This is a genomic window from uncultured Devosia sp. (assembly GCF_913055165.1).
Classification (GTDB): domain Bacteria; phylum Pseudomonadota; class Alphaproteobacteria; order Rhizobiales; family Devosiaceae; genus Devosia.
The window spans coordinates 1-19,493 of the sequence record NZ_CAJXJS010000063.1; the positions used below are offsets into that span (position 1 = coordinate 1).

Here is a 19,493-nt window from a genome sequence, read left to right on the forward strand (position 1 = left end):
TGGCACAGAGGCATTGATCGAAGGATTTGGTTCGCTATCGGGACGCGCAACTCGCAGTTTTTGAGGGGAAACCCGAGGGACTGGCGACGCTGCGCGATTTTGCGTTGTGGCGAATCACCGTCACAATCCCCGAAAGCGACCAGCTTCACGCGGCCGCGTTAACGGTCCGGTGAAGGAACCTTTACCTTGTCTTGAGTTGTCACCACCTAAGACACAGCCGGGACCACCCGCCCATGGGTCCCGAGGAGTACCAGATGGCCACCAAGGCAGCGAACAAAGCCTCGAAGGAAACCGAAAAGCCGGAAACCGGCGCCCCGGAGACCTCCAACGATTCCCCCTTGATCGATCAGAACGATGCGGCCGTCAAAAAGCTCATCAAGGTCGCCAAGAAGCGCGGCTATGTGACCTATGAGGAGCTGAACGCTGTCCTGCCTTCGGACGAGGTGAGTTCGGAGCAGATCGAAGACTTCATGTCCATGTTCTCCGAAATGGGCATCAATGTCGTCGATGAGGACGAGGTCGAAGAGACCGAGGTTGAGAAGGACGAGGACGATAGCGGCACCGAAGTCGCCACCTCGTCCGGCACTGCCGTTGCCAACACCTCAAACACGAAATCGGGCTCGGACCGTACCGATGACCCGGTGCGCATGTATCTGCGCGAGATGGGTTCTGTGGAACTGCTCAGCCGCGAGGGCGAGATCGCCATCGCCAAGCGCATTGAGGCCGGCCGCGAGACCATGATCGAGGGGCTGTGTGAAAGCCCGCTGACCTTCCAGGCTATCATCATCTGGCGCGAACAGCTCGCCCAGGGCGAAATTCTGCTGCGCGACATCATCGATCTGGAAGCCACCTATGCCGGCCCCGACGCCAAGCAGGCGGCTCCAGAAGTGCAGGTTGCCCCCAAGCCTGAGCCCGAACCCGTCAAGGAAAAGCCTAAGGCCGCGCCCAAGCGCGCCAGCTCGGGCGACGATGACGATTATGTGCCTGAAGAGCCGGAAGCCCCGCAGGACCCGGTAGAGGATGACGACGACGAGTTCGACAACGCCTTGTCGCTCTCGGCCATGGAAGCCGAGCTCAAGCCGCAGGTGGTGGAGACCTTCGACCGCATTGCCGCCGCCTATGGGCAGATGCGCGAGATGCAGGACCGGCATGCCGAGGATCGTACTGCCACGGTCTCGGAAGCCGAAAGCAGCAAGCTCAGCGCGCTGCGCACCGAGGTGATAGCCGACGTCAAGTCGCTCTCGCTCAACAATGGCCGTATCGAAAGCTTGGTCGAGCAGCTCTACGACATCAACAAGCGCCTGGTGCGGCTGGAAGGCCGCCTCCTGCGCCTGGCCGAGAGCTATGGCGTCAAGCGCGAGCAGTTCCTCGAGAACTACTACGGCCGCGAGCTCGATCCGAGCTGGGAATGGTCGCTGGAAAGTTTCGAAGGCAAGGGCTGGGCGGAATTTGCCCGTCGCGAGACCGACACCATTGCCGAAATCCGCAACGACATTGCCACCCTGGCGACTGAAGCTGGGCTGGATATCGGCGAGTATCGCCGAATCGTGCACAAGGTGCAGAAGGGCGAGCGCGAGGCGGCCATCGCCAAGAAGGAAATGGTCGAGGCCAATTTGCGCCTCGTGATCTCGATCGCCAAGAAGTACACCAACCGCGGCCTGCAGTTCCTGGACCTGATCCAGGAGGGTAATATCGGCCTGATGAAAGCCGTCGATAAGTTCGAGTATCGCCGCGGCTACAAGTTCTCGACCTATGCAACCTGGTGGATTCGCCAGGCGATCACCCGCTCGATCGCCGACCAGGCGCGCACCATCCGTATTCCGGTGCACATGATCGAGACGATCAACAAGATCGTCCGCACCAGCCGCCAGATGCTGCATGAAATCGGTCGCGAGCCGACGCCCGAAGAGCTCAGCGAAAAGCTGCAGATGCCGCTCGACAAGGTGCGCAAGGTTCTCAAGATCGCCAAGGAGCCGATCTCGCTCGAAACGCCGATCGGCGACGAGGAAGATTCCAACCTCGGGGATTTCATCCAGGACGCCAATGCGGTGCAGCCGATCGATGCGGCGATCCAGTCCAACCTGCGCGAGACGACGACCCGCGTCCTGGCCTCGCTAACCCCGCGCGAAGAGCGCGTGCTGCGCATGCGCTTCGGTATCGGCATGAACACCGACCATACGCTCGAGGAAGTGGGCCAGCAGTTCTCGGTGACCCGCGAACGTATCCGCCAGATCGAAGCCAAGGCGCTGCGCAAGCTCAAGCACCCGAGCCGGTCGCGCAAGCTGCGGAGCTTCCTGGACAATTAGGGGCAGTCCAGTGGCTGCCTCTGCCCTCAGGCTCACCTCCCTGCGCACCGCCATTCCGTTCAAGCTGGTGGTGACTTTCTCCGACGGCACTTGGGGCACGTTCAATGCGGCTCCGATGCTGGCGGAACGGGGTGAGGGGACCGAACCCCTGCGCGACCGTGCCTATTTCGCCAAGGTTGACCTGGTGAATGGCAAGCCGATCTGGCCGAACTATTTTGACATCTCGCCGCTTTGGCTGCAGGAGGAGATGGACAAGCGCGGTGAGCTGGAGCGACCCCGGCCGGCGCGCAGAACAGGACAGGCGGGAGGCTCATGATGTCGTTCTTGAAGAAACTGTTTGGCGGTGGATCGGCCTCGGAGCCGGCTGGCGACAAGGTTCTGGGCGAAGAGAGCTACAAAGGGTTCCAGATCAAGGCCATCGAGATGAAGGCCGGGAGCGAACTGCAACTGGCGGGGCTGATCGAGAAGGATGTAGGGGGCGAGCTCAAGACCTATCGCTTCATCCGCGCCGACAGGATGAGCTCCCGCGATGACCTGGTCGCGCTGGCGCTGAGCAAGGGCCGCCAGATCATCGATGAGCAGGGCGACCACATCTACCGCTGATCGAGCCAGAACTGAACCGAGTTGACGACCGCGAGCCCTTCTGGGTCGCGGTTTGACGTTTGAAAGGAGGCCGCAATGGCCAAAAAACCGACCGCCCGCACTGAATTCGTGATGTTCGATGTCGTCTATGAAGACGGCTCGCAGCGCTCCAATCGCAAGGTCGACGCCAGCCTGCTGGGAGGCCTGGATGGCGATGAGCCGGCGCGCACTGCCATCATGGAACAGGACCTGGCGATCTCCGAAAAATCCGGCGTCCCGCCGCTGGGCATCAAATCGATCAAGCGCTCGGGCAAATAGTCGGATGAACAGCGAGACCCTGCAGTTGGGCAAGGATGCGGGTGTACCGCAGCGCCCTGAAGACGCTGTTCTCGACCCGGTGCCCAATCCGCATCCCGACGTGAATTATGTCGCGCGCTATGTGGCGCCTGAGTTCACCTCGCTCTGCCCCGTCACCGGACAGCCGGATTTCGCGCATCTGGTCATCGACTATGTGCCGGACCAGTATCTGGTGGAAAGCAAATCGCTGAAGCTGTTCCTGACTTCGTTCCGCAATCATGGCGCCTTTCATGAAGGCTGTACCATCGACATTGCCAAGCGGATCGTAGAGACCATCAAGCCGCGCTGGCTGCGCATTGGCGGCTACTGGTATCCGCGCGGTGGCATCCCCATCGATGTCTTCTGGCAAACCGGTACCCTGCCGGCCGATGTCTGGTTGCCCGACCAGGGCGTTCCGCCCTATCGCGGGCGGGGCTAGAGCAGAATATTCTGGTTGCATCAGTTGCATAGCAGCTTCCCGATGGAACGCTGGTTCCTTACCGGCATGTAATCTGGGCAACACGGAAGCGCCACAAAGCAGGCCAGATTGTCGCTCGCTGTTCCGATGTGAACGGCGGCGCGAAGAGCTCGGACGGGTACCGGCTGGGTGGTGCATTTCGCGCCGGTACAAAACTGAGGACTATCATGACTTCCAAGCGTATCGTTGCTGGCCTCGTGGCGCTCATGGCTGCTTGCGTACCTGTGGCGGCCCAGGATCATCACTGGGGATATGAGGGCGAGAGCGATCCCAGTCACTGGGGCGATATCTCGGCGGAGTTTGCCGAATGCGCAGTGGGCAATGAGCAATCGCCCGTCGACATCGTGCCGGCCAAGGCCCTCAAGGCAGATTTCGGCCCGGCTGAGGTGCACTGGATGCCTTTTGTTCCGACAATCGTGGACAACGGCCATACGGTGCAGGTCAACGCCAATGGCCATGGCGGATATGTGGAAATGAACGGAGTTCGCTACGATCTTCTGCAGTTCCACTTCCACCACGAGTCCGAACACACCGTGGATGGCGCTCACAATCCGCTGGAGGTGCATTTCGTACACAAGTCCGAGGCCGGTGACCTGCTGGTGCTCGGTGCCCTGCTGGAGCCGGGCGCTTCCAACCCCGTGTTCGAAACCGTGGAGGTATCATGGCCCGCCGTTGGCGACGAGGTGACGTTGACGGACGCTATCGACCCCAGTGGGCTCCTGCCGGCAGACCATCAGTCGTTCCGCTACGAGGGCTCGCTGACCACGCCGCCGTGTTCGCAGATTGTAACCTGGAATGTCTATGCCGATCCCGTGCAAGTCACCCAGGCGCAGATCGATCTGTTTGCCAGCCACTATCAAAACAACGCCCGGCCGGTTCAGCCACTGAACCGCCGCTATGTGTTGGTTGATAGTCAGTAGAACCAATCTAGGACGCCCGAGTCCAGGTGCGCCTTTGGATGCGTGATGGAGCCCCGGCCACAACGCCGGGGCTCTTTGAACTCACGGTCGTGGCGAGCATCGGTCCATGCCCGTAGCGCAAGCCCACTGCCAATTCTTCTGAGGACGCCCCAGCTTTCAGACGTTGCTCATATTGGGTGTGTAGGCCCAGGGGGACGGCGGTGTTGGCGCGGGCTGGGGTGCCTTCTCGCCGGCTTGGCGGTGGATTTCGGTAACCAGCGCCGGATCGAGCTTGAGCTTGATGGCGAGAGCTTCGAGATAGGCCTGCTCTGCAGCGGTATCAGCGCTGATGGCCACGAGGGATGCGGCGTAGATCTCCGCCGCGTGTTCTGGCGTGTCGGCGCGAGCGACGACCGCGTTGATGTCGAGCGGGCTCGACAATTCATCGAACACCCAGGCTTTTTCCTCCGCCGAAAGAGGCATGGTCTTGAGCTTTTCGAAGATCGCTTCCTTTTCCTCGGCATCGATGCGCCCATCGGCCTTGGCGGCGGCGATCATTGCCCGGACCAGTGATTTGCCGAGCTCTTCCCGTGCCGCGGTCTCGGAAGGCGCAGGAATGAAGGCGTCTTCGCGCGCTGGCGGCGCGGTGTTGGCCTGGTTCTGCTGGTGGTTCTGCCAGGCCTTGTAGGCGAGACCGCCGACAGCTGCCAGGGCGCCGGCCTTCATGGCATTGCCCAGGAGCTTGCCGGGCTTGCCGCCCGACAGCAGCATGCCGGCGGCGAGGCCAGCGGCGCCGGTCATGGCCGTCCTCTGTGCATTCTGATCGGTCTGCAGGGTCTTGAGGATTTGGTCGATATTGAACACGGGCGGCTCCCTCCATCGTTTCAAAGCAGATGGTGGCAGGCCGTGATCTTGGCAAGCTTGATGACCGATTTGTAATGGCAAAAAAGACCCCGGTTCGAAACCGGGGTCCCTTTTTGGCCTTGGAGGGAGGGGCCAAGGCCGGGGGAGCTGAACTTAGTTGGCCGGGGCGGCCGGTTCAGCGGCCGGGGCCAGCTCGGTTTCGGCCGGGGCGTCAGCGGGAGCGGCCGGTTCGGCAGCAGGGGCCGCTTCGGTCATTGGCGCTGCGTCAGTCACCGGAGCTTCCGTGGCCGGAGCCGGAGCGGTTTCAACCGCCGGCGCCTCGGTCATGGGTGCGGGTGCCATGGCTGGGTCGCTCATTGGAGCTTCAGTCGCCGGGACGCCATTCACATCCACAGTGGTGGACGGGCCGGAATTGGCGGAGAAGACAAGATAACCAATGGCCAGCAGGGCCAGAGCAACGATGATGCCGACGAACCAGCCGGTACCATTGCTCTCACGGGTATAGACGGTACGGTTGCCGTCACGGGTGTAGACAGTATCGCGTTCGGGGGTAGCCATCATTCGCTCCTATGTTTCAACGCTGGCTAATAAACGCGGCCTCCGATGGAGAGTTCCCGAGGTTGTGATAGGGCGCAAAAGAATCTTTAGAGCGAAAATAATCTCTTTTTGGACAATAGTTTAGGCGGCAATGACTTGGTTGGTTGCCGCGGAATCTTTGTGGCTTTTTCAAGATTTCGTCATCGGTGCGCGCGCCGCCCGGGTGGCAATGAAAAGGCCGGGCGCAGGGCCCGGCCTTGCATTCGTTCTTAAGTGACTGGATCAGCGCGAAGCGACGGTGATCAGCGGGGTGATACGGCGGATGGTGACGCGACGGTTTTCCCGCTCGGCCGCTTCGGTCCGAATCTTGAGGTAGCGCTCGCCATAGCCCTGGGTTGCCAGGTTCTCGGGCGGCACGCCGTAGAAGTCGGTCAGGACGCGTGCCACGGTCGCCGCGCGCAGGTCCGACAGGCGCAGATTGGAGATGTCGGAGCCGACCGCGTCGGTGTGACCTTCGATCAGGAACGTTTCGTTGGGGTTACGCTCCAAGAGGGCCAGCATGGCGTTGGCGACGCCGGAGAGGGCCCGGACCTGGTCACGTCCAATGGTGGCAGCGCCCGTATCGAAGGTGAGGTTGCCGACCTCAAGGCGCCGCACACTGTCACGCAGGCGAGCCGAGCGCTTGACCTCGTCGATCGAGTAGAGGCGGGCGACCTGTTCCACCGGTGGCTGGCTGAAGAAGACTTCAAGCTCATCCTCGTCGGCATAGCTGGCGTCCAGCACATATTCCCGCACAGGGATGTTGAGACGGAGCGGCGGCAAGTCTTCGGCCGGGTCACGCCATTGGGCGAGATCGTCGTAGTAGCGGTCGTCAAAATAGGCGAGCACGTATTCGCGGCCATCCGGGGTGATCCGCGACCGGCGCAGGATATCGCCATTGCGATTGCGCACGGTGACGATCTGGGTGCCGTCGGGACGGGTGATCACCTCACGGACGCGGTCATTGCTCAACCGCTCATAGTAGATTTCGTCTTCCTGCGGGTCGTAGAAGCGGTCCGTATCCAGCCCGACGGAATTGACGATGAGCTGAGTCCCTACCTGCAGGATCAGCTGGGTGAAAGCGTCGCCAGTGCTCGTCTGCACTTCGGGCGCCTCGACCACGGTGACCGGGGTCTGCTGGGACCCGGTGGTGACAGTGTTGTTGTCGCCAGTCACGGTCGTGGTGATGTTGGTGACGTAGTTGTTGACGATCGTCTGGTTGACGGTGGCACTTTCCTCGGCAGTGACCGCTTCGCCCTCTTCCGCGGTCACAGCAGCAAGGGGTTCGACTGCGAGCGTGCGGATAGCCTCGGACTGTGCCTCTTCGTCCGTGGCGGGAGGCGGGGCAGCCGGCTCCTCGGCGCTGGCCTCAACCTGTGCTTCTGCATCCGCCTCGACGGCAGTCTCACCCTCGACCGGCTGGGCACTTTCCGATGGCGCGGCTTCCTCGTCCTTGGCGCTATCGAGCACGGGGGCAATCTGTTCCTCGGTCACGCCTTCGGGCAGTTCCTCGACCATTTCGGCAGGCTCACCCTCAGCGGTGTTTTCTTCGACAGGGGCAGGCTGCTCATCGCCCGGCATCGGAGCTGCGGGCTGAGCTTCCTCAGGCGCCGTGTTCTCCTCGGGAAGGGGTGCAAGCTCCAGGCCAAACTCGGCAAGGCAGGCTTCGATATCGGCATAGCCGATGGCCGAGCAGATCGCGGTGATTTCTGCATAGGCGGCGTCAATGCGTGTTTGTGCGTCGGCATTGCCGGCGGCCAGTTCAGCTACCGCTGTGTTATAGGCGTCGACCTGTGCTGCGAGCTGAGCTTCGATGCCCGCCTCGACTTCCATCGCTGGGTCCTCGACCGGCATGTCATCTGCCGGCGTAGCCTGTTCCTCGGCGACAGGCTCTTCGACTGCGGGCGCCTCCTCGGCTACCGGCTCGTCTTGGGCCGGAGCGGGCTCCTCGACAGCAGGCTGTTCAGCCGGGGCCTCTTCCACCACCGGTTCGTCGGCGACAGGTTGCTCAGCAACGGGTTCTTCCTGAACGGGGGCGGGTTCGGCTGCCGGTTCCTCCGGAGCAGGCTGTTCGGGGGCGCGTTCTTCTTCTGCGACAGGCTCTTGTGCAGGGGCCGGTTCTTCGATGACCGGCTCTTCTGCAGGAGCCGGTTCCTCGGCGGGGGCTTCCATTGCCGGTTCCTCAACCGGCGCAACCTCTTCTTCCGCGGCCGGTGCCACACTTGCTTCGAGCGCGGCAATGCATTCTTCCAGGCTCGCATAACCACCCACGATGCACATTTCCGTCAGCGCGGTCTGAGCCGTTTCGAGAGCGGCGGCATCGCCAGATGCCTGGGCCTGGAGATAGGCCTGATAGGCGGATTGCAGTTCGGCGTCCTGGGCGTTGGCCGAGATTGGCGCAAAGGCCAGAAGGCCGATGCTGGTTCCGGTGAGGAGCCAGGTCTTGAGGCGCATTGTTCTTATCCTTTTGTGTCTGAAACACTTCCTGCCGAGCATTGGGGGCCGATCCTGAACGCCAAATGAACGGTCATCAGGATCTCCGAAAATGGCCGGCAGGCCCCGCATCGCCCAGAACGCCGGGCTTATGCGTTGGGTTCCCTTTGTGGGACCGGCACCAATGGCCAGTGCCATTGCGGCGCCAATGCGGCGGAGCGGACGGTTTGGCGCGCGCCCGGCTTTCCGGGCCAGGCAAAGCCGTGCTAGGCCCGCATCATGCACCAGTCGATTGACAGCATACGAGTCGATACCGAAGGACCGGGGCTCTATGAGATCACGCGGAGCCTGAGGGCCTTTGTGAGCAGCGCGTCCGTAGAGACCGGCCTCGTGACCGCCTATGTGCGGCATACTTCATGTTCGCTGTTGATCCAGGAAAACGCTGATCCGGATGTGCAGACCGACATGCTCGGATTTTTTCGGCGCCTGGTGCCCGAAGGCATGGACTGGCTGGTGCACACCACTGAAGGTCCGGATGACATGCCGGCCCATATCAGGGCCGCGCTGACCCAAACCTCCATCGGCATCCCGGTGATCGAGGGGCACCCGGCATTGGGGACATGGCAGGGACTTTATCTATTTGAACACAGGCGGCGGCCACATCGGCGCGAGCTGGTGTTCCATATCATTGGGGGCTGAGAAATGGATTGGGGCGTTTTGGCGGGCTATTGGCCCTTTGTGATCGGATTGCTCGCGACCGGGGTCGTTTCGGGCATCGCGGCCGGCCTGCTGGGTATTGGCGGGGGGGCGGTCATTGTGCCGGCGCTGGCAAATGCGCTGCTGCTGATGGGCTATGACGCAGAGGTGGTGCAGCATGTGGCGGTGGGCACCTCACTGGCCATCATTATCCCCACCGGCATCATGAGTGCGCGGGCGCATCACAAGCGCGGTGCGCTGGACCTGACCGTGCTGAAACTCTGGGCGCCATTCATTGTGCTGGGAACCTTTGTCGGCGGGCTGATGGCCGGCTGGTATTCTGGCGATGTGCTGCGCATAGTCTTTGCGGTCATGGCCTTTGTAATCGCGGCCAATATCGTCTTTGGCTTCCAGACCAGGTTGATGGGACATTTGAAAGGGTCCAGCCTCACCCATCGCATTTCAGCGCTGGTGGTCGGCTATATTTCTTCGCTCATGGGCATTGGCGGAGGCTCGCTGACCGTGCCGACCCTGGTGGCGTTCGGCGACACGATGCACAAGGCCGTGGGGACTTCGGCCGCGATCGGCGTGGCGATCGCCGTTTCGGGTACAGCCGGATTTCTCATCTCCGGCTGGGGTGTCGAAGGCCTCCCGCCGCTCAGCATCGGCTATATCAACCTCCTGGCGCTGGCACTTGTGGGCGTGCTCGCGGCGCTGTGTGCACCCCTGGGCGCTGCGCTGGCGCACCGGCTGGACCAGAAGACGCTGAAATATGTGTTCGCGCTGTTTCTGGTGGCCGTCGGGCTGAATATGCTGTGGAAGGTGGTGATGGGGTAGTTGGGCAGCGGGGTAAAGACTCTGGCACCGAGCATGCCATTCGAGCGCAGCTCTCATGGCCCCCAAACCTAAAATCGCTCCACTGGACAGATTTTGCGGCATAGCCGCCCGGTTTGGGGTTGGTGGGGACGGAGTGACTACGGTGGAACCGCCCCCACCGCCCAAGCCCCCTCGACGAGGGGATCGGGTGACTCATGGACGGGTCGATTGCGCGACCGATCCCTGATGAAAGACAACGCGCGTTTGGCCGTTCGGGTTTGGCCAAAACATGGCAAAGCGCGTGCTTGTGCACCGATTAATTGGCGCTGTTGTTCAAATCCCACGACACATTGACGGTGATGGCGAAGCTCATTTCGCCCGCCTCAACGGGAACGGGGGCAGCCGCAGACATCTCGGACCGGGCATACATGGGGTAGGGCTGGGGGCCATTGAAGTCCTGCCGCTCGGAAATCGATTCCAGATCGCCCAGTGTGGCATTTGCGACACCAGCATAGAGTTCGGCCTTTTCGCGCGCGTCGGCAAAGGCCTGGCGACGCGCCTCGTTCAGTAGTTCAGACGGGTCGGCCACCGAGAAGCTCACGCCATTGACGGTATTGGCGCCAACGGTGACCGATCTGTCGAGGATGGCGCCCAGTTCCGCCAGGTCCCGCACCACAACGGTCACGTTGTTGGAGACCTGATAACCGTTGATCTTGGGCGGTAGGGAATAGCCCAGATCGTCACGGGCATCGGAATAGACATAGTTGGGATTGACCGAGAAGCCCGAGGTCTGGATATCGCGCGCCTCAATGCCAGCCTCCTTGAGGGCGTCGATGAGGTTGGTCATGGCGGCCGTATTGGCGTCGAGGGCTTCACGTGCGGTCGCGCCCTGCGTGGTCACGCCGGAGTTGATGGTGGCCATGTCCGGGGCCGCACGCACTTCGCCGCGCCCCTCAATGGAAATTGTGCCGGCATAGGCGGGAAGGGTAGAGGCAATAAGAGCAAAAGGAATGAGGACGCTGAGGGCACGCATGGAAAACTCCTTGAATCTGTGCAGGGTCGAGATGTCCCGGCCCAATGCGTCAGTATTGCGGCGCACATGAACCGCAGTTGAACGAAGGGGGCTGGTCATGCTGATTAGTATGACTTATATGGGGCGGTGCTTGCGCTCGGCCCTGTTGCCGGGCTCGTCAAAGTCTAGCATTCAGGGGGCGGATCATGACCGTAAACGACCTTCCAGATGGCGTTTTGCTGGGCCGCGCGATCCTTGAGGGCTTTGACTATCCCCGCATCGTAACCGTTCGTGACGGCCAACTGGTTGATATCACCGCCCGCGGCATGGCCACAGTCCGGGACATTGCGGAGAGCGGTCGGGCGGCAGAGCATGTGAAGACAGCTCCGGGCCGGGCTGTCGGTGAAATTGATGTGGTCATGGCCAATGCGGCGGCAGGCCGGCCGGACCTTTCGCGCCTGCTTTCTCCGGTCGACCTCCAGGCGCTCAAGGCATCGGGCGTAACCTTCGTTGTCTCGCTGCTGGAGCGCGTGATCGAAGAGCAGGCGCGGGGTGACAATTCGCGCGCCGATGCTTTGCGCAGCGAAATTCTCGACCTGATCGGCACTGATCTTAGTCAATTGGTGCCGGGCTCGGATGCGGCCATGAAGGTCAAGGCGGCGCTGATCGAAAAGGGCGTTTGGAGCCAGTATCTGGAAGTGGGTATCGGTCCGGACGCCGAGATTTTCACCAAGGGCCAGCCGATGAGTGCGGTGGGTCACGGCGCCGAGGTCGGCCTGCACCCGATTTCGAACTGGAACAATCCTGAGCCCGAAGTGGCCCTGCTGGTGACCAGCACGGGCGACATTATCGGCGCGACCCTGGGCAATGACGTCAATCTGCGCGACGTCGAGGGCCGATCGGCGCTGCTGCTGGGCAAGGCCAAGGACAACAACGCCTCGGCTTCCCTGGGGCCGTTTGTGCGGCTATTCGATGGTGATTTCACGCTCGAAACCATCAAGCAGTCGGAAATTGCGCTGCGGGTGGAAGGCACGGATGGCTTTGTGCTCGAAGGCCAATCGAACATGGCGCAGATTTCGCGGACACCGGAGTCCCTGGTGGCAGCGACCGTTGGTGCACATCACCAATATCCCGACGGGCTGGTGCTTTATCTGGGCACCATGTTCGCCCCGGTCAAGGATCGGGACGGCGCCGGGAAGGGTTTCACCCACAAGCTCGGCGATACCGTCTCCATTTCGACACCGAGCCTGGGTAGGCTCACCAATCGGGTCAATCTCTCGACGAAGTGTCCGCCCTGGACCTATGGCACCAGCCATCTGCTGCGCGACCTCGCGCGCGCCAGCCTCCTCTAGTTACGCGCTGTTCATCCTCTCTCAGCGCACAATCGAAAGGCCTTTCCATGACGCAATTGCACAAGAACCTGATCGACGGCGAATGGGTCGGCTCGGATGGTGTGGAGAACATCAACCCGTCCAACATCAATGAAGTGGTGGGCGTCTATGCCCGCGCCACGGTCGAGGAGACCAAGCAGGCCATTGCTGCAGCCAAGGCCGCATTCCCGGCCTGGTCGCGCTCGGGCATTCTCGAGCGCCACGCGATCCTCAGGAAGACCGCCGACGAGATCACTGCCCGCAAGCAGGAACTGGGTGAACTCTTGAGCCGCGAAGAGGGCAAGACCCTGCCCGAAGGCATTGGCGAGGTGACCCGCGCCGCACAGATTTTTGACTTCTTCGCCGGTGAAGTGCTGCGCCTTTCGGGCGAAGTGCTGCCCTCGGTGCGGCCGGGCGTTGGCGTGGAAATCACCCGCGAACCGATCGGCGTCATCGGCATCATCACGCCCTGGAATTTCCCCATCGCCATTCCGGCCTGGAAGATGGCGCCGGCCCTGGCCTATGGCAACACCGTTGTGATCAAGCCTGCCGACCTGGTGCCGGGTTCGACCTGGGCCATTGTGGACATTCTGGTCCGTGCCGGCCTGCCCAAGGGCGTGGTTAACCTTGTCATGGGCAAGGGTTCGGTAGTTGGCCAGACCATGCTGGATAGCAAGGACGTCAATGCCATCAGTTTCACCGGCTCGGTGGGGACCGGCAAGCGCGTTGCTGCCGCCTCGATTGAGCATGGCCGCAAGTTCCAGCTCGAAATGGGCGGCAAGAACCCCACCATCGTCCTCGACGATGCCGATCTCAAGGTGGCAGTGGAAACGGTGGCGCAGTCGGCCTTTTTCTCCACCGGCCAGCGCTGCACGGCCTCGAGCCGCGTGATCGTGACCGAAGGCATTCACGACAAGTTCGTGGACGCTCTGTGCGAGCGGACCAAGAATTTGCGCGTCGGCGACGCCTTGGCCAAGGACACCGAAATCGGTCCGGTGGTCGATCCAAGCCAGCTCAAGCAGGACATGGACTATATCGACATCGGCCGGGGCGAAGGCGCTGAACTGCGCGCTGGCGGCAACCGCGTCAATGCGCCGACCGAAGGTCACTTCCTGCAGCCGGCCCTGTTTGTCGGCGCCACCAACCAGATGCGCATTGCTCGCGAGGAAATCTTCGGACCGGTGGCGGCCGTCATTAAGGTCAAGGACTATGAGGAAGCGCTGGCGACGGCCAATGACACCGAGTTCGGCCTGTCGGCCGGTATCGTCACCACCTCGCTGAAATATGCCACGCACTTCAAGCGCAATGCCGAGGCCGGCATGGTGATGGTCAATGTCCCGACCGCGGGCGTTGACTTCCACGTGCCCTTTGGCGGCCGCAAGGGCTCGAGCTATGGCCCGCGCGAGCAGGGCAAATATGCCGCCGAGTTCTTCACTGTGGTGAAGACGGCCTATACGGCGGCCGGCTGAGCGCAGCGGACGCAGAAAATCAGAACGGGGCCTTCGGGCCCCGTTCTTCGTTTCATCGCTGTCGTTGGCTTTACGCGTTGGCGGCGAAGCGTTCGTCGAAGGCGTAGCCGGCCCCACGGACGGTACGGATGGGATCGGCTTCGCGGCCGCGATTGATGGCGCGGCGCAGGCGGCCGATATGAACGTCGACGGTGCGTTCATCGACATAGACATCGTTGCCCCAGACGCCGTCTAGGAGCTGTTCGCGCGAATAGACGCGACCGGGATGACGCATGAGATACTCGAGCAGGCGATATTCTGTCGGGCCCAGATGCACGTCGCGATTGGCGCGGCGAACGCGGTGGGTCGTGCGATCCAGTTCGAGGTCGCCGACCTTGAGCGCGGTGGTGACGAGATTGGGATTAGCGCGGCGCAAGAGGGCGTGGATGCGGGCCAGCAACTCGGGAACTGAAAACGGCTTTACCACATAGTCGTCAGCGCCGGTGGACAAGCCCCGCACCCGCTCTTCTTCTTCGCCGCGGGCGGTGAGCATGATGATCGGCACGCGGGCTGTCTCTTCGCGGGCGCGCAGCCGGCGGCAGAGTTCGATGCCGGAGATCTCGGGCAGCATCCAATCCAGCAGGATTAGATCCGGTAGCTTCTCGGCGATGGCATGCTGGGCCTCGTCGCCACTTTCGGCGGTGACCACGCGGAAGCCTTCAGCTTCCAGATTGTAACGCAGCAGAATGGCGATATCGCCTTCGTCTTCAACCACGAGAATAGTGGCGGGCATGGATGTGCTCCGTCGATCAGACCGACTGTGGTCGTCCGTCAGTTCAGTGTTCTTTGCTTCACCCTCTCATCACCTCCCCATGATGGGGGCGGCCAAGAGCGCAGTGTTCGCAGGCTAAGCCTTGATCTGCTGGCGCTGCAGCTCCTGCACGTCGCTGGTGAGCTGCTTGCCGGTGGCCAGATAATAGGCGCGTTCGGCAATGTTGGTCGCGTGATCGCCGACGCGTTCCAGGCTCTTGGCGCAGAACAGCAGATGGGTGCAGGTGGTGATGTTGCGTGGGTCTTCCAGCATGTAGGTGAGCAATTCGCGGAAGAGCGAGGTATACATGGCGTCCACCTCGTCGTCGCGATTGCACACTTCGATCGAGGCGGCCTCTTCGCGATTGCCGTAGGCGTCCAACGCGTCCTTGACCTGCCGCAGAACCAGGGCGGTCATGTTCTTGACGCCATTATAGAAGGTCGGCTGCAGGTTGAGGCCTTCGAGCTTGAGCGAGCGACGGGCAAGTTGCTTGGCCATGTCGCCAATGCGTTCGAGGTCGGAGGCGACGTGGATCGCGGTGATGATCGAGCGCAGATCGCTGGCCATGGGCTGGCGGCGGGCGATCATGGAGACGGCCATGTCGTCGATGTGGCGCTGCATGTCGTCGATGCGCTGGTCGGCGATGATGGTGAGGTCCGCCAATTCGCGGTCGAGCTTGAGAAGCGCGCGCGTACCGTTCTCGATGGCGACTTCGACCTGACCGCCCATTTCGGCGATCGCCTGGGCGAGAGACAGCAGTTCTTCGTTGTACGAAGTGACGATGTGGTCGGTGCCGGTATTGGGCATGGTTATGTTTCCTCGTCCCGCTGGCCTTAGCCTATACGGCCCATGATGTAGTCCTGGGTCTGCTTGTTCACCGGGTTGGTGAAGATCTCTTCGGTGTCACCATGCTCGATGAGATTGCCCAGATGGAAGAAGGCGGTCTTCTGGCTGACGCGGGCGGCCTGCTGCATGGAGTGGGTGACGATGACGATGGTGTAATTTTCGCGCAGTTCGTCGATCAGCTCTTCGATGATGGCGGTTGCGATCGGGTCAAGCGCCGAGCAGGGTTCGTCCATCAGGATGACTTCGGGGCCAACGGCGATCGCGCGGGCAATACAGAGACGCTGCTGCTGACCGCCGGAAAGACCGGTGCCGGGTTCGCTGAGCCGATCCTTGACCTCTTCGAACAGGCCCGCCTTGCGCAGCGAGGAAATGACGATTTCGTCCAGGTCGGCCTTGGACTTGGCCAGGCCATGAATGCGCGGCCCATAGGCCACGTTGTCATAGATCGACTTGGGGAAGGGGTTGGGCTTCTGGAACACCATGCCGACGCGGGCGCGCAGCTCGACCACGTCGAGATCGGGCGAATAGATGTCTTCCCCATCCAGCTCGATCTTGCCACCGACCTTGGCCCCTTCAATGGTGTCGTTCATGCGGTTGATGCAGCGCAGGAACGTCGACTTGCCGCAGCCCGAAGGACCGATAAAAGCGGTGACGGCACGATCAGGAATGTCGATGGAGATGCCATGCAGCGCCTGCTTTTCTCCGTAGTGGACGGTGACGTCGCGCGCGGTGAGGCGGATGGGGTGATCCATCAGTTCAGCGGGGTTCATGGTCTGATCCAGAGTCTTTGAGGTCACTTTAACCTTGCCGGCGAGAACGTCCATTTGGGTGTCTCCTTAAGCGCGCTTTTCGAGGCGCGAACGCAGGAAGATGGCGATGGCGTTGAGCAGGAGCATAAGCCCCAGCAGCACGATGATGGCCGCCGATGTCCTCGCCTCGAAGAAATTGCGGTTTTCGTTACCCTGCCAGAGATAGATCTGCACCGGAAGGGCGGTGGCCGAGTCCAGCGGACCTGCGGGGATATTGGCGATGAAAGCGCTCATGCCGATGAGCAGCAGGGGCGCGGTTTCGCCAAGGGCCTGGGCGACGCCGATGATCGTCGCTGTCAGGACGCCCGGATAGGTCATGGGCAGGACATGGTGGAACACGGTCTGGTTGTGCGAGGCGCCTAGGCCAAGGGCGGCTTGGCGCAGCGATGGCGGCACCGCACGCAGGGCGGCACGGGTGGCGATGATGATGGTGGGCAGGGTCATCAGGGTCAGCACGAGGCCACCCACCAGCGGGGCGGACCGGGGCAGGCCCAGATAATTAATGAAAACGGCGGCGCCGAGCAGGCCGAAGACGATGGAGGGCACGGCCGCCAGATTGTTGATGTTGACCTCGATCAGGTCGGTCAGGCGGTTCTTGGGTGCGAATTCCTCGAGGTAGACCGCACTGGCCACGCCGATTGGCACGGCCAGGACGATCACCACGATCATCATATAGAGCGAGCCCATGAAGGCGCCGGCCAGACCCGCTGTCGCAGGTGCCGAGCGGCTGTCGACATTGGTGAAGATGTGCCAGGCAAAATCGAAGCTGATGGTGCCGTTGGCTTCAAACTGGTCGGCCAATGCCCGAGTGGTGGCCGCGAGCTGCTGGCGATCGTCAGGTGCATCGCGATTGATGGTGCCCTTGAGCCAGTTGTCGGTATTGGCGGACGCCAGTATGGAGACGGGGACGGTCTGGCCAAGCACGTCGGAATTGGCAAAGTACATGTCGCGCAGCTGGAAGCGGGCGGCCGAATTGACCAGCTCAAGCAGGTCGCGGGATTCAATCTCGAAGTCCGGCGCTTCGGCACGCAGAGCCGTCTCGACGATCCGGTTCCAGTTCGAGAGCGTCACGGCACGCTGCCACTTGTTCACGGCCTCCTGATAGTCAGCCTGTGACGGAAAGTCGGCCAGTTCGGGACGCGGGCCACCCTCAATCAGTTCAGGATCGAAATAGGCCTCGACATGAACGGTCGACTGCCAGAAGGACGGCAGGCCCTTGGACAGGATCATGCCGAACAGGATGGCGACGAAGCCAAGGGCGGCAGCGATGGACAGGATACCCGCCCAGCGGAACAGCGCTTCATTGCGGTGACGACGGGTCAGGCTCTTGCGAACCTGGTCGCGATTTTGTGCGCCAGCCGAGGCGCCAGGGAGCACGGTATCAGTCATGGCTATTCGTATTGCTCCCTGAACTTGCGGACGATGTAGAGCGCCAGGACGTTGAGCAGCAATGTCATGGCGAAGAGGGTGAGACCCAGTGCAAAGGCGACCAGCGATTGCGGGCTGGTAAAGTCGGCGTCACCAGTGAGCTGGTTGACGATACTGACGGTAACAGTTGAGGTCGGTTCGGCAGGGTTAGCACGCAGCACCGGGCTATTGCCGGCGGCCAGCACCACGATCATGGTTTCGCCGATGGCACGGCTGACCGCGAGTAGCACAGCGCCGACGACGCCGGGCAGGGCGGCGGGCAGCAGCACCTTGCGGATGGTTTCGGACTGGGTGGCGCCAAGGCCCAGCGAACCGTCGCGCATGGCGCGCGGCACCTGCCCCAGAATGTCGTCGCTGAGCGAAGAAATGAAGGGGATAATCATGATGCCCATCACGATACCGGCGGTGAGGGCGCTAGTGGCGCGAATATCGATCCCTACGAGATCTCCCAGACCCGAGAGGAATGGGCCGACGGTAACCAAGGCAAAGAAGCCGTAGACGATAGTGGGAATGCCAGCCAATATTTCAATAATCGGCTTGACCACACCGCGTACCCGCTCATGGGCATACTGCGAGAGATAAATCGCCGACATCAGGCCGATGGGAACAGCGACCAGCATGGCGATAATGGAAATCATCACCGTGCCCCAGAGCAGTGGCAGCAGGCCATATTCACCAGCCGAGCCCGAGCCGGTGCTCTGGAAACGCGGGTTCCAGGTGGTGCCGAAGAAGAAATCGAGCGGGTTGATGAAGCTGAAGAAGCGCAGCGCATCGCTGAGCAGAGAGAGCACGATGCCCAGTGTGGTCAGGATGGCCACAGTGGAACAGGCGATCAGGGCGAGGCGCACAAACACTTCCACCTCGGACCGGGCGCGCAGGCGTGGCGCGATGCGGCGCTGGGCCCAGAACAGGCCGCCGGCGCCAAGGGCCGCGGCCGCGGCGATCACACCGAGGAAAGAGAGTTGCTGGAAGGAGGCATAGGCGCTGGCCGCGGCGGCCTCTGCCGGGGTCGGCTCGCCGATGACGCCATAACCGGAGGCGATGGCCTGCACGCGCGAAATGGCGGCCTGGACCTCGAATGGCTGTTGCTGCGCGACTTCCGCGGGCAGCTGCGCCAGGATGAAGCTATTGGTTACCGACTGGCTGAACAGCGCCCACAGGCCCAGAATGACGATGGCAGGCAGGACGGCAAAGAGCGCGGCCAGGACGCCATGATAGATCGGACGCGAATGGAGCCGGGTGTCCTTGCCGTCGGCAAGCTTGCGGCTGCGTGACCAACCGACTTGATAGGACACTGTCAGGAGCACCAGGAGCAGGGCTGCGATAACGAGGGCGTTCACGACGAAGCTATCCTTCCTGGTGTGCCGGGCCTGATACCCTGGCGCGTATTTGGAATGCTTTTTGGAGAACCCCGGTCAAGCCGGGGTCCTCCTGAGAGCAGTACCGCTTAGCGGGTGTACTGTTTGGCGTTATTGAAGGCTTCGAGCTGGCCAGCGAGGAATTCGCTGGAGGCCGGAACCAGACCAGCAGCTTCCAGGGTGCCACCGGCACCAGCCATCTGCTCGGACAGGAAGAAGGCAACGTAGTCTTCGATGCCCGGGATCACGCCGATATGGGCGCCCTTGACGTAGAACTGGAGCGGACGCGAGACCGGGTAGTCACCGGCAGCGATGGTGTCCAGGCTCGGCACAACGCCCGAGACGGTAGCAACCTTGAGGGTGTCGCGGTTCTGGTCGTAGAACGACAGGCCGAACACGCCAACGGCTTCCGGGTTCGACTGCAG

20 protein-coding genes are annotated in these 19,493 nt (G+C 62.0%); 10 read left to right on the forward strand and 10 right to left on the reverse strand.

Features of this window, described 5'->3' with window-relative positions; translation table 11 throughout:
* Positions 1–254: 254 nt before the first annotated feature.
* The 6 genes from rpoD (at position 255) to QZ564_RS16105 (ending at position 4,622) form a co-directional block, all read left to right on the forward strand.
* Positions 255–2,306, forward strand: a complete 2,052-nt coding sequence (gene rpoD, locus QZ564_RS16080) for an RNA polymerase sigma factor RpoD (RefSeq protein ID WP_297112163.1) — start codon at positions 255–257, stop codon at positions 2,304–2,306.
* Between the two features lie 10 nt (positions 2,307–2,316).
* A complete protein-coding gene (locus QZ564_RS16085) occupies positions 2,317–2,622 on the forward strand; it encodes a DUF2442 domain-containing protein (protein WP_297112164.1) in 306 nt (101 codons plus the stop codon).
* Positions 2,622–2,909, forward strand: coding sequence for an HlyU family transcriptional regulator (locus QZ564_RS16090; RefSeq protein WP_297112165.1), 288 nt, complete (start codon positions 2,622–2,624; stop codon positions 2,907–2,909). The genes QZ564_RS16085 and QZ564_RS16090 overlap by 1 nt, the downstream gene beginning before the upstream one ends.
* Before the next feature lie 75 nt (positions 2,910–2,984).
* Positions 2,985–3,206: a hypothetical protein gene (locus QZ564_RS16095; protein WP_297112166.1), complete on the forward strand. Its 222-nt coding sequence runs from the start codon at positions 2,985–2,987 to the stop codon at positions 3,204–3,206.
* A 4-nt stretch (positions 3,207–3,210) separates the two neighbouring features.
* Complete coding sequence (gene queF / locus QZ564_RS16100; protein WP_297112167.1) at positions 3,211–3,663, forward strand: preQ(1) synthase; 453 nt, start codon at positions 3,211–3,213, stop codon at positions 3,661–3,663.
* A gap of 206 nt (positions 3,664–3,869) precedes the next feature.
* Positions 3,870–4,622 (forward strand): carbonic anhydrase family protein, encoded by a 753-nt coding sequence (locus tag QZ564_RS16105; RefSeq protein ID WP_297112168.1) that lies wholly within the window; start codon positions 3,870–3,872, stop codon positions 4,620–4,622.
* A 156-nt stretch (positions 4,623–4,778) separates the two neighbouring features.
* On the opposite strand, the gene QZ564_RS16110 is transcribed toward QZ564_RS16105, so the two are convergent.
* From QZ564_RS16110 to QZ564_RS16120, 3 genes are all read right to left on the reverse strand, one after another.
* Positions 4,779–5,465: a tellurite resistance TerB family protein gene (locus tag QZ564_RS16110; RefSeq protein ID WP_297112169.1), complete on the reverse strand. Its 687-nt coding sequence runs from the start codon at positions 5,463–5,465 to the stop codon at positions 4,779–4,781.
* A gap of 153 nt (positions 5,466–5,618) precedes the next feature.
* Positions 5,619–6,023, reverse strand: coding sequence for a hypothetical protein (locus QZ564_RS16115; protein WP_297112170.1), 405 nt, complete (start codon positions 6,021–6,023; stop codon positions 5,619–5,621).
* Between the two features lie 261 nt (positions 6,024–6,284).
* Positions 6,285–8,495 carry an OmpA family protein gene (locus QZ564_RS16120; protein ID WP_297112171.1) on the reverse strand — a complete coding sequence of 737 codons (2,211 nt, stop codon included), beginning with the start codon at positions 8,493–8,495 and terminating at the stop codon, positions 6,285–6,287.
* 258 nt (positions 8,496–8,753) lie between these two features.
* Between QZ564_RS16120 and QZ564_RS16125 the strand changes: the two genes are divergently transcribed.
* A complete protein-coding gene (locus QZ564_RS16125) occupies positions 8,754–9,173 on the forward strand; it encodes a secondary thiamine-phosphate synthase enzyme YjbQ (RefSeq protein WP_297112172.1) in 420 nt (139 codons plus the stop codon).
* A gap of 3 nt (positions 9,174–9,176) precedes the next feature.
* Positions 9,177–10,007 (forward strand): sulfite exporter TauE/SafE family protein, encoded by an 831-nt coding sequence (locus QZ564_RS16130; protein WP_297112173.1) that lies wholly within the window; start codon positions 9,177–9,179, stop codon positions 10,005–10,007.
* 295 nt (positions 10,008–10,302) lie between these two features.
* On the opposite strand, the gene QZ564_RS16135 is transcribed toward QZ564_RS16130, so the two are convergent.
* Complete coding sequence (locus QZ564_RS16135) at positions 10,303–11,019, reverse strand: SIMPL domain-containing protein (protein ID WP_297112174.1); 717 nt, start codon at positions 11,017–11,019, stop codon at positions 10,303–10,305.
* A gap of 185 nt (positions 11,020–11,204) precedes the next feature.
* On the opposite strand from QZ564_RS16135, the gene QZ564_RS16140 reads away from it, so the two are divergent.
* Both QZ564_RS16140 and QZ564_RS16145 read left to right on the forward strand, forming a co-directional pair.
* Positions 11,205–12,350, forward strand: a complete 1,146-nt coding sequence (locus tag QZ564_RS16140) for a fumarylacetoacetate hydrolase family protein (RefSeq protein ID WP_297112175.1) — start codon at positions 11,205–11,207, stop codon at positions 12,348–12,350.
* Positions 12,351–12,397: 47 nt separating this feature from the next.
* A complete protein-coding gene (locus QZ564_RS16145; protein ID WP_297112176.1) occupies positions 12,398–13,837 on the forward strand; it encodes an aldehyde dehydrogenase family protein in 1,440 nt (479 codons plus the stop codon).
* 70 nt (positions 13,838–13,907) lie between these two features.
* Here the strand turns inward: QZ564_RS16145 and phoB are convergent, their stop codons facing one another.
* The 6 genes from phoB to QZ564_RS16175 form a co-directional block, all read right to left on the reverse strand.
* A complete protein-coding gene (gene phoB, locus QZ564_RS16150; protein WP_297112177.1) occupies positions 13,908–14,609 on the reverse strand; it encodes a phosphate regulon transcriptional regulator PhoB in 702 nt (233 codons plus the stop codon).
* A 114-nt stretch (positions 14,610–14,723) separates the two neighbouring features.
* The gene (gene phoU / locus QZ564_RS16155; RefSeq protein ID WP_297112178.1) at positions 14,724–15,434 is read right to left on the reverse strand and encodes a phosphate signaling complex protein PhoU; all 711 of its coding nucleotides are present in this window, start codon (positions 15,432–15,434) and stop codon (positions 14,724–14,726) included.
* A gap of 26 nt (positions 15,435–15,460) precedes the next feature.
* Positions 15,461–16,243, reverse strand: a complete 783-nt coding sequence (gene pstB / locus QZ564_RS16160) for a phosphate ABC transporter ATP-binding protein PstB (RefSeq protein WP_297112186.1) — start codon at positions 16,241–16,243, stop codon at positions 15,461–15,463.
* 66 nt (positions 16,244–16,309) lie between these two features.
* Positions 16,310–17,671: a phosphate ABC transporter permease PstA gene (gene pstA / locus QZ564_RS16165; RefSeq protein ID WP_297112180.1), complete on the reverse strand. Its 1,362-nt coding sequence runs from the start codon at positions 17,669–17,671 to the stop codon at positions 16,310–16,312.
* Positions 17,672–17,673: 2 nt separating this feature from the next.
* Positions 17,674–19,050: a phosphate ABC transporter permease subunit PstC gene (gene pstC, locus QZ564_RS16170; RefSeq protein ID WP_297112182.1), complete on the reverse strand. Its 1,377-nt coding sequence runs from the start codon at positions 19,048–19,050 to the stop codon at positions 17,674–17,676.
* A gap of 107 nt (positions 19,051–19,157) precedes the next feature.
* Positions 19,158–19,493 (reverse strand): substrate-binding domain-containing protein (locus QZ564_RS16175; protein ID WP_297112184.1); only part of this gene is annotated, 336 nt, incomplete at its 5' end.

Coding starts and splice junctions, on each gene's coding strand:
- rpoD (WP_297112163.1), top strand. CDS start 255: ATGGCCACCAAGGCAGCGAACAAAGCCTCGAAGGAAACCGAAAAGCCG.
- QZ564_RS16090 (WP_297112165.1), top strand. CDS start 2,622: ATGTCGTTCTTGAAGAAACTGTTTGGCGGTGGATCGGCCTCGGAGCCG.
- QZ564_RS16095 (WP_297112166.1), top strand. CDS start 2,985: ATGGCCAAAAAACCGACCGCCCGCACTGAATTCGTGATGTTCGATGTC.
- queF (WP_297112167.1), top strand. CDS start 3,211: ATGAACAGCGAGACCCTGCAGTTGGGCAAGGATGCGGGTGTACCGCAG.
- QZ564_RS16105 (WP_297112168.1), top strand. CDS start 3,870: ATGACTTCCAAGCGTATCGTTGCTGGCCTCGTGGCGCTCATGGCTGCT.
- QZ564_RS16115 (WP_297112170.1), bottom strand. CDS start 6,023: ATGGCTACCCCCGAACGCGATACTGTCTACACCCGTGACGGCAACCGT.
- QZ564_RS16120 (WP_297112171.1), bottom strand. CDS start 8,495: ATGCGCCTCAAGACCTGGCTCCTCACCGGAACCAGCATCGGCCTTCTG.
- QZ564_RS16125 (WP_297112172.1), top strand. CDS start 8,754: ATGCACCAGTCGATTGACAGCATACGAGTCGATACCGAAGGACCGGGG.
- QZ564_RS16130 (WP_297112173.1), top strand. CDS start 9,177: ATGGATTGGGGCGTTTTGGCGGGCTATTGGCCCTTTGTGATCGGATTG.
- QZ564_RS16135 (WP_297112174.1), bottom strand. CDS start 11,019: ATGCGTGCCCTCAGCGTCCTCATTCCTTTTGCTCTTATTGCCTCTACC.
- QZ564_RS16140 (WP_297112175.1), top strand. CDS start 11,205: ATGACCGTAAACGACCTTCCAGATGGCGTTTTGCTGGGCCGCGCGATC.
- QZ564_RS16145 (WP_297112176.1), top strand. CDS start 12,398: ATGACGCAATTGCACAAGAACCTGATCGACGGCGAATGGGTCGGCTCG.
- phoB (WP_297112177.1), bottom strand. CDS start 14,609: ATGCCCGCCACTATTCTCGTGGTTGAAGACGAAGGCGATATCGCCATT.
- phoU (WP_297112178.1), bottom strand. CDS start 15,434: ATGCCCAATACCGGCACCGACCACATCGTCACTTCGTACAACGAAGAA.
- pstB (WP_297112186.1), bottom strand. CDS start 16,243: ATGAACCCCGCTGAACTGATGGATCACCCCATCCGCCTCACCGCGCGC.
- pstA (WP_297112180.1), bottom strand. CDS start 17,671: ATGACTGATACCGTGCTCCCTGGCGCCTCGGCTGGCGCACAAAATCGC.